This window comes from Microbacterium sp. Bi128 (assembly GCF_918698205.1).
On the sequence record NZ_CAKKMM010000175.1, the window covers coordinates 1 to 7979 of the forward strand.

General features: G+C 68.3%; 6 protein-coding genes. 3 read left to right on the plus strand and 3 right to left on the minus strand.

Features of this window, described 5'->3' with window-relative positions; all coding sequences use genetic code 11:
* From LQV45_RS13355 to LQV45_RS13365, 3 genes are all read right to left on the minus strand, one after another.
* The coding region (locus LQV45_RS13355) for a heavy metal translocating P-type ATPase (protein ID WP_230007453.1) at window positions 1–1969 on the minus strand (1969 nt) is incomplete at its 3' end.
* 157 nt (window positions 1970–2126) lie between these two features.
* Window positions 2127–3500 carry a DNA repair protein RadA gene (radA, locus tag LQV45_RS13360; protein ID WP_223914678.1) on the minus strand — a complete coding sequence of 458 codons (1374 nt, stop codon included), beginning with the start codon at window positions 3498–3500 and terminating at the stop codon, window positions 2127–2129.
* Between the two features lie 86 nt (window positions 3501–3586).
* Window positions 3587–4714 carry an aromatic acid exporter family protein gene (locus LQV45_RS13365; RefSeq protein WP_230007454.1) on the minus strand — a complete coding sequence of 376 codons (1128 nt, stop codon included), beginning with the start codon at window positions 4712–4714 and terminating at the stop codon, window positions 3587–3589.
* 275 nt (window positions 4715–4989) lie between these two features.
* Here LQV45_RS13365 and pstS point away from each other — a divergent pair, with 275 nt between their 5' ends.
* The 3 genes from pstS to LQV45_RS13380 form a co-directional block, all read left to right on the plus strand.
* Window positions 4990–6111 carry a phosphate ABC transporter substrate-binding protein PstS gene (gene pstS / locus LQV45_RS13370; protein WP_230007455.1) on the plus strand — a complete coding sequence of 374 codons (1122 nt, stop codon included), beginning with the start codon at window positions 4990–4992 and terminating at the stop codon, window positions 6109–6111.
* Between the two features lie 210 nt (window positions 6112–6321).
* Entirely contained in the window at window positions 6322–7254 is a 933-nt protein-coding gene (pstC, locus tag LQV45_RS13375; protein ID WP_230007456.1) for a phosphate ABC transporter permease subunit PstC, read from the plus strand.
* A partial coding sequence (locus tag LQV45_RS13380) for a phosphate ABC transporter, permease protein PstA (protein ID WP_230007457.1) occupies window positions 7255–7979 on the plus strand: 725 nt, incomplete at its 3' end.

Here is a 7979-nt window from a genome sequence, read left to right on the forward strand (position 1 = left end):
CAGCCAGCGGCACCGAGATGATGTTGTATCCGGTGGCCCACACGAGGTTTTGCCACATCTTCCGGTAGCTCGCCCTGGAAAGATCGAGCATTGACAGCACGGCCCGCGGATCGTTGCCGGCCAGGACCACACCGGCGGATTCCACGGCCACGTCCGTGCCGCCGCCAATCGCGATCCCCACCTCCGCCCGTGCCAGCGCGGGGGAGTCGTTGACGCCGTCGCCCACCATGGCCACCTTCAGCCCGCGGCCCTGGAGCTCCGCCACTTTCTTGTCCTTGTCGGCGGGGAGCACCTCGGCGAACACTTCGTCGATGCCGAGCTCGGCGGCGACGGCGTGCGCCACCTGCCGGGCGTCGCCGGTGACCATGGCCACCTTGATGCCGCGTGCCTGCAGGGCCCGGACGGCCTGGCGGGACTCGGGCCGCACGGCATCCTCGAGGCTGACAGCACCCAGGACCCTGCCGCCGTCCACGACATGGAGCACCGCTGCGCCGCGCTTCAGCCAGGCGCCGGTCGTGGCGGCCAACTCCGGCGGCTCCTGCAGACCCAGCTCCCGGAGCAGGGCCGGACCGCCCACCTGGACCGTGCGGCCGTCGACCGTGGCGCGGACTCCGCGGCCGGTCAGCGACGTGAACCCGTCCGCCGTCGGAAGCTTCAGTCCCCGTTCCCGGGCGGCGGCAACGATTGAGCGGGCCAGGGGATGTTCGCTGTCGGCCTCCACGGCGGCCGCGAGTGCCAGCACCGTATCCTGCGCGGCGTCTTGGCCGGTTGTTCCCGCGTCTGCGGCGCCGACTTCCTTGAGTTCCGGTTCGCCCCTGGTCAGGGTTCCGGTCTTGTCGAACAGCACCACATCGACTGTCCGCATGCGCTCCAGCGCCATCCGGTTCTTGATCAGGACGCCCGCCCGGGCGGCGCGCTCGGTGGAAATGGCGATGACGAGCGGGATGGCAAGGCCGAGGGCGTGGGGGCAGGCGATTACCAGGACCGTCACGGTGCGGGTGACCGCGTCTCCTATGCTGCCCATCAGGGTCCAGAAGATGAACGTCAGGACGCCGGTGCCGGCTGCGAAGTAGAAGAGGAAGGCCGCAGCCCGGTCGGCCAGGGCCTGGGCCCGGGAGGAGGACGCCTGCGCCTCGGCCACGAGGCGCCGGATCCCGGCGAGGGCCGTGTCCTCGCCGATGGCCGACACCCGGACCCGCACGGAGTTGTCAGTGGCGATGGTTCCGGCCACCACGGGATCCCCCGGGGCCCGCAGGACGGTTTTTGATTCGCCCGTGATCATGGATTCGTCGAATTCGGCCTGCCCGCCGCTGACGGTGCCGTCGGCCGGCATCCGGCCGCCGGGGCGGACCAGGATGGTGTCCCCGGCGCGGAGTTCGGCGAGGCTGACGGTCTCCGTGCCGGCGGCCGTGACGCGTTCCGCTTCGTCGGGCAGCAGCGCCGCCAGGGCATCCAGCGCACCCTGCGCCGAGCCGAGGGCGCGCATCTCGATCCAGTGGCCCAGCAGCATGATGGGGACCAGCAGCGCCAGCTCCCACCAGAAGTCGAGATCGAAACCGCCGATGCCGAGGCTGGTCACCCACGAGGCGATAAAGGCGACGCTGATGGCCATGGCAATCAGCGTCTTCAGTTCATTGAGTCCGCCCTTGAGGAACGGACGGCCGCCGTAGAGGTAGATCGCCGTGCCGAACACCGGCGGGATCCACGCTGAGCCGGGGAAGGCGGGAGGAGCGTAGCCCAGGAGTTCCGCGAACATGGGGCTGAAGAAGACCACCGGCACGGCCAGGGCCAGTGACAGCCAGAACCTGTCCCTGAACATCGCGACGCTGTGCCCGGCATGCTGGCCGTGGCTGTGTACCGTGTGCTCATCCGCGGCGGAGCCCACGGCATGGTTGCCGTGCGGCGTCCCGCCCGGGCTGTGGTTCCTGAGGCCCTGGTCCGCGCCGGGGCTGCTGTGCCGGTGTTCCATGGTGTGTGCTCCTGACGGATGCTCAGTCATCTGCGGCTACGCCAAACATACCCCCGGGGGGTATCTTTGGCAAGAGGGCATTTCCAGCCTCAGCGGACCTCGATAACGCCCATCATCCCGAGGTCCCAGACCACCAGACCACCCGGCATTTGCGGCGTCAGCTGATCAGCAGTCCCAGGGCCTCGGCCAGGTGGCCGACCTCGCGGACCGAGAAGCCCGCCGGAACCGGTCCGTGCCCGTTGGGGCTGGCCGGTACCACGGCATGGGTGAAGCCGAGCCGGTGCGCCTCCTGGATGCGCTGGTTGATGCCGGGCACCGGGCGGACTTCGCCCGCCAGGCCCACCTCGCCGAAGGCTATGAGCCGCTGGGGGAGCGGCTTCCTGGCCTTGGCCGAAGCCACCGCCAGGGCCACGGCGAGGTCCGTGGCGGGTTCGCTGAGCTTGACCCCGCCGACCGTTGCCACGTATGAGTCGTCCTTGTTCAGCAGGCAGCCGGCGCGTTGCTGCAGGACGGCCAGCAGCATCGCGACGCGCGAGCTGTCGAGCCCGCTGGTGGCGCGGCGGGGCTGGGAGCTGGCGCTCTCGGCGAGCAGCGCCTGCACCTCGGCCAGCAGCGGCCGGCGGCCCTCCAGCGTGACCGTGATGCAGGTTCCCGAAACGGGCTCCTTGGTCCGGGAGACGAACAGCCCACTGGGATCGGCGAGGCCCTCGATGCCGTCCTCGTTCAGATCGAAGCAGCCGACGTCGTCGGTGGGTCCGTAGCGGTTCTTGACCGCGCGCAGCAGCCGCAGCCGCGAGTGCCGTTCGCCTTCGAACTGGCAGACGACGTCCACGAGGTGTTCCAGCAGCCGGGGCCCGGCGATGGAGCCGTCCTTGGTCACGTGCCCGACCAGCAGCGTGGTCATGTTGCGGCGCTTGGCCGCGGCGATCAGGGACGCCGCCACCTCGCGCACCTGGGACACGCCGCCGGCGCTGCCCTCGACGTCGGCGCTGCTGAGGGTCTGCACGGAGTCCACCACCAGCAGGCGCGGCTCCAGCTTCTCCACCTGCCCCAGGGCCTGCCCCAGGTCAGTTTCGGCGGACAGGTACAGGGATTCGGCGACGGCGTCGATCCGGTCCGCGCGGAGCTTGACCTGGGCCGCGGATTCCTCACCGGTGATGTAGAGGACGTCCTGCGCCGTGCGGGCGAACTTGGCCGCAACGTCCAGCAGCAGCGTCGACTTGCCCACCCCGGGCTCGCCCGCCAGCAGGATCACGGCGCCTGGCACCAGCCCGCCGCCGAGCACACGGTCGAGTTCATCCACGCCGGTGGGCAGGAAAGCGGCGGTAGTGGCGTCGACGTCGGCGATCCGGCGGGCCGGTTCCAGGACCGTCGTGGCCGCCGTCGTCCGGGCGACGGCGGTGCCGGTCTCCTCCACGCTGCCCCACGCCTGGCACTCGCCGCAGCGGCCCACCCACTTGGCCGTCGTCCAGCCGCATTCGGCGCATTTATAGCCGGGCGCCTTCGGCCCCCGGGAAGTCTTCGTAGCCATTGGTCCACACTATCGGGGGCCAGTGACAACAAGTGCGCCGGCGGCGGACCAGCGACAACAAGCGCGCCGTGCGCCAGCTGCAGCAGCTACAGCGGGGGCAGGATGTCCCGGGCTTCCTTGGAATCCAGCCCCGCGGCCTCGAGCAGGTCCACCATGAGCGGGCGGAACAACATGACCACCGTTTCGCCCTCCAGCCGCTGGACGTCCAGTATCCGCGGATGCAGCCGGACGGCGATCTCGCGCAGCTCCGAGCGTGCTGTCCGCAGGTGGGCGCGGCGGGCGCCGTCGTGTACTTCCGCCAGACCGAGCGAGAGTTCGTCGACGGCGGCGGCCGTCTCCTGCAGGACCTCGGCGATGTTCTGGGTGGCCTCGTCCGAGAGCGCCGCATGGTTGATGGCGCTGGTCAGGCGGCGCGCAAAGACCCGGCTGTTGCGCAGCGCAAGATCGATGTAGTCCAGCGACTGCTCCATCTGGTCCAGCTCGTCCCGGTGCCGCCGGTAGGCTGGGGCCAGGGTTGCCACTTCGCCGGAGGCACGCAGCGACTGGCGCATGGCGTCGACGAGCGGCTGGCAGTTCCGGCCCCGGATGAGGGCATGCCAGGCCTGGGTGGAATCGCTGTAGCTCAGCGCCGAGGCGCATTCCCGCAGCACCTCGGCGAGCTCGTGCAGGAGCTTCTTGACGTCGCTGCGGGGTTCACGCCGCGGATCCTTGGGAACGAGGACGGTCATCAGCAGCGCGAACACTCCGCCCACCACGGCGTCGATGCTGCGGGTGAACGGACCCCCGATCGGTGCGGGCAGGAGCACCACGAGGACCGACTGCAGGCCCAGTTGCGTCGTGAAAATCGTCCCGCTGTCCAGGAACCTGGCCAGCAGGATGGAGAAAAGGAGCACGACGGCGGCCTGCCAGATTCCGGAGCCCAGCCAGTGCAGCAGCAGGTCTCCGACCACGATTCCGAGCGTGCAGCCCAAGCCCACCTCGATGACGCGGCGCAGTCTGGGGTCGCGGGAAAAACCGAGCGCAATAAGGGATGACGTGGCCGCAAACAACGGCCCGCTGTGACCCAGGACGTATTCTGCGAAAGCGTAAGCGCCCACGGCGCAAGTGGTCATCTGGATGGCCGGGCCCAGGGAGTTCCGGCTCCGGACAAAGCCGGTGCGGACCCGGCCGCGCAGGAATCGTGCGCTTGCGGAGAGTCCAGTCGCGGAGGCCATGCCCTCCAGTCTATTTGCTGCGCCGGGACGGCCGGCACGGCAGGACACGGCACGGGCCGCGGGCACTGTGTGGCCGATACGACTGTGACGCACAGAACACAATGGCGGCCCGGCATATGTAAGCCAATAGTCCCGCGTCGTTCACCGGCCGTTCACTTTGGTCCGCAATTCTCTTCACCTGGGCCACTTACGGTCGGTAAAGGTACAAACCCGTACGCATCCCTGCGGGCCTTCTCCAGGCCCGGCACTCACAGCCCTGGAAGGGGTACAACTCAGTGAAGGCTCTCCGCTTCGGCCGCAACGCGGCTATCGCTGTAATCGCCGTCGGCGCACTTGCGCTGACCGCCTGCGGTTCGGACAACGCAACCAACACGGCCCAGACCGCGGCGCCGTCCGCCTCGGGTCCCGCGGTCACCGGCACCCTGACCGGCATCGGTTCTTCCGCCCAGGGCGCAGCCATGGATGTCTGGAAGACCAACTTCGCTACCGCGAACCAGGGCGCAACTGTGCAGTACTCCCCGGACGGTTCCGGCGCCGGACGCAAGGCGATCCTCGACGGCTCGGCCCAGTTCGCCGGCTCCGATGCCTACCTCAAGGATGACGAACTCGCCAGCTCCAAGGAAAAGTGTGGTCCCGACGGAGCCATTGACATTCCGGTCTACATTTCCCCGATCGCCGTCGCCTTCAACGTCCCTGGCATCACGGACCTGAAGCTCGACGCCGCCACCGTCGCAAAGATCTTCCGCGGCGAGGTCGCCAACTGGAACGACCCCGCCATCGCGGCCATGAACCCGGGCGTCCAGCTGCCGGACCTCAAGGTCACACCGGTGAACCGCTCCGATGACTCGGGCACCACCACCAACTTCACCGACTACCTGTCCGCCGTAGCCCCCTCCGTGTGGACCGACAAGGCAGCCGGCGTCTGGCCCGCCAGCCTGAAGGGCGAGAACGCCAAGGGCACCTCCGGCGTCGTCAAGACTGTCACCGACACCCCCGGCGCCGTGACCTACGCCGACGACTCCGCTGTCAGCGGCAAGCTCGGCACCGCGCAGATCAAGGTCGGCGACTCCTTCACGAAGATCTCCGCCGAGGCAGCTTCCAAGGCAGTTGACCAGGGCAAGCCGGTCGAGGGCCGCAACGCCAACGACCTCGCCATCAAGCTGGACCGCACCACCACGGTCGCGGGTGCCTACCCGATCGTCCTGGTGTCCTACCACATCGTCTGCACCAGCTACGACACGCAGGCCACCGCTGACCTGGTCAAGGCCTTCGTCAAGTACGCCGCCTCCGACGCGGGCCAGAAGGCCGCCGCCGACGCCGCCAAGTCGGCGCCGCTGTCCAAGACCCTCCAGGACAAGGCCATGGCTGCCGTCGACTCCGTCAAGGCCAAGGCCTAGGGATACGCTGCGCCGCGAGGCGAAGTGGAAAAAGGCATAGTGGAAACACAGGCCTGATCGAGGTTCCCTGCATCATGGCGGCCGTCACCGGCGGCCGCCATGGAGCAGGGAACTGACGCGTTTGTTCCATACATCTAGATTTGCCGGGCACCGGCCGCGGAGGCCTCCGCACCCGGCGCCCGGATCCCATCCAAACCGAAGGACCGTGAAGTGACCACCACCTCCCTGACCAAGTCCCGGGGCGCAGGCCACGCCGGTGACAAAGTCTTTTCCGCAGCCACCTTGGCAGCAGGGTGTTTGATCCTCGTCGTGCTCTTCGGCGTGGCACTGTTTCTGGTGATCCAGGCGCTCCCCGCCCTCGTGGCTCCGGCGGACAAGATCCAGGGCGGCGAAGGATTCTTCACCTACATCTGGCCGCTCGTCATCGGCACCCTCATCGCCTCGGTGATCGCTCTCGTGATCGCGACGCCGATCGCGATCGGCGTCGCGCTGTTCATTTCGCACTTCGCGCCGCGCCAGCTCGCCTCCGGCCTGGGTTACGTGATTGACCTCCTCGCCGCCATCCCGTCCGTGGTCTACGGCGCCTGGGGCGTCGCGTTCCTGGCCAAGGAAATCTCGCCGTCGTACAACTGGCTGGCCGAGAACATGGGCTGGCTGCCGATCTTCCAGGGCCCCGCCTCCGCCACCGGCAAGACCATCCTGACGGCCGGTATCGTGCTCGCCGTCATGGTCCTGCCGATCATCACCTCCCTGACCCGCGAAATCTTCCTGCAGACCCCCAAGCTGCACGAAGAGGCCGCGCTGGCGCTCGGGGCCACCCGCTGGGAGATGATCCGGATGACCGTGCTGCCGTTCGGCCGGCCGGGAATCATCAGCGCCGTGATGCTGGGACTGGGCCGGGCCCTCGGCGAGACCATGGCCGTCGCGCTGGTGCTGTCCTCCGGAGCCCTGACCGCCAGCCTGATCCAGACCGGCAACCAGACCATCGCCGCCGAAATCGCCCTGAACTTCCCTGAGGCCAGCGGGCTCAAGGTCAGCACGCTGATCGCCGCGGGCCTGGTGCTGTTCGTCATTACCCTCGGAGTGAACATGATTGCCCGGGGAATCATCAGCCGGCACAAAGAATTCTCGGGAGCCAACTAAATGACCTCCACCCTGACTCCGGTACGCAAGCGCTCGGCGCTGACCAGGGGCCAACTGCCCAAGGCCGCGCCGTACATCGTCCTGGCCGTTGCCTTGATCCTCGGCGCGGCGATCCTCGCGCTGATCGGCTTCAATGCCTTCGGCTGGGGAATCGTCTCCGCCATCCTCTTCGCCGCCGGCCTGGTGGGCTGGAGCCTTGTTGTTGAAGGCGCCCGCAAAGCCAAGGACAAGCTGGCCACCTGCCTGGTTGTGGGGGCCTTCCTGATTGCCCTGCTGCCCCTGTTCTCGGTGATCTGGACCGTGCTGATCAATGGGCTCCCCGGGCTCCTGGATCCCGGTTTCCTCACCACCTCCATGAACGGGGTCACCGGCGCCTTTGACAACAAGACGGCCGAGGAAGGTGCCCCCCTGCTGGGCGGCATCTACCACGCGCTCATGGGCACCTTGCTGATCACGGTGCTCGCCACCCTCATCTCGGTCCCCGTGGGCCTGCTGACCGCGATCTACCTCGTGGAATACGGCGAGGACCGCGCACTGGCACGGGCCATCACCTTCTTCGTGGACGTCATGACCGGCATCCCCTCGATTGTCGCCGGCCTGTTCGCCGCCGCCGCGTTCTTCGCGGTGGTCGGCCCGGGCACCAAGACCGGCGCCGTCGCCGCCGTCGCACTTTCGGTGCTGATGATCCCGGTGGTGGTCCGCTCCAGCGAGGAAATGCTCAAGAT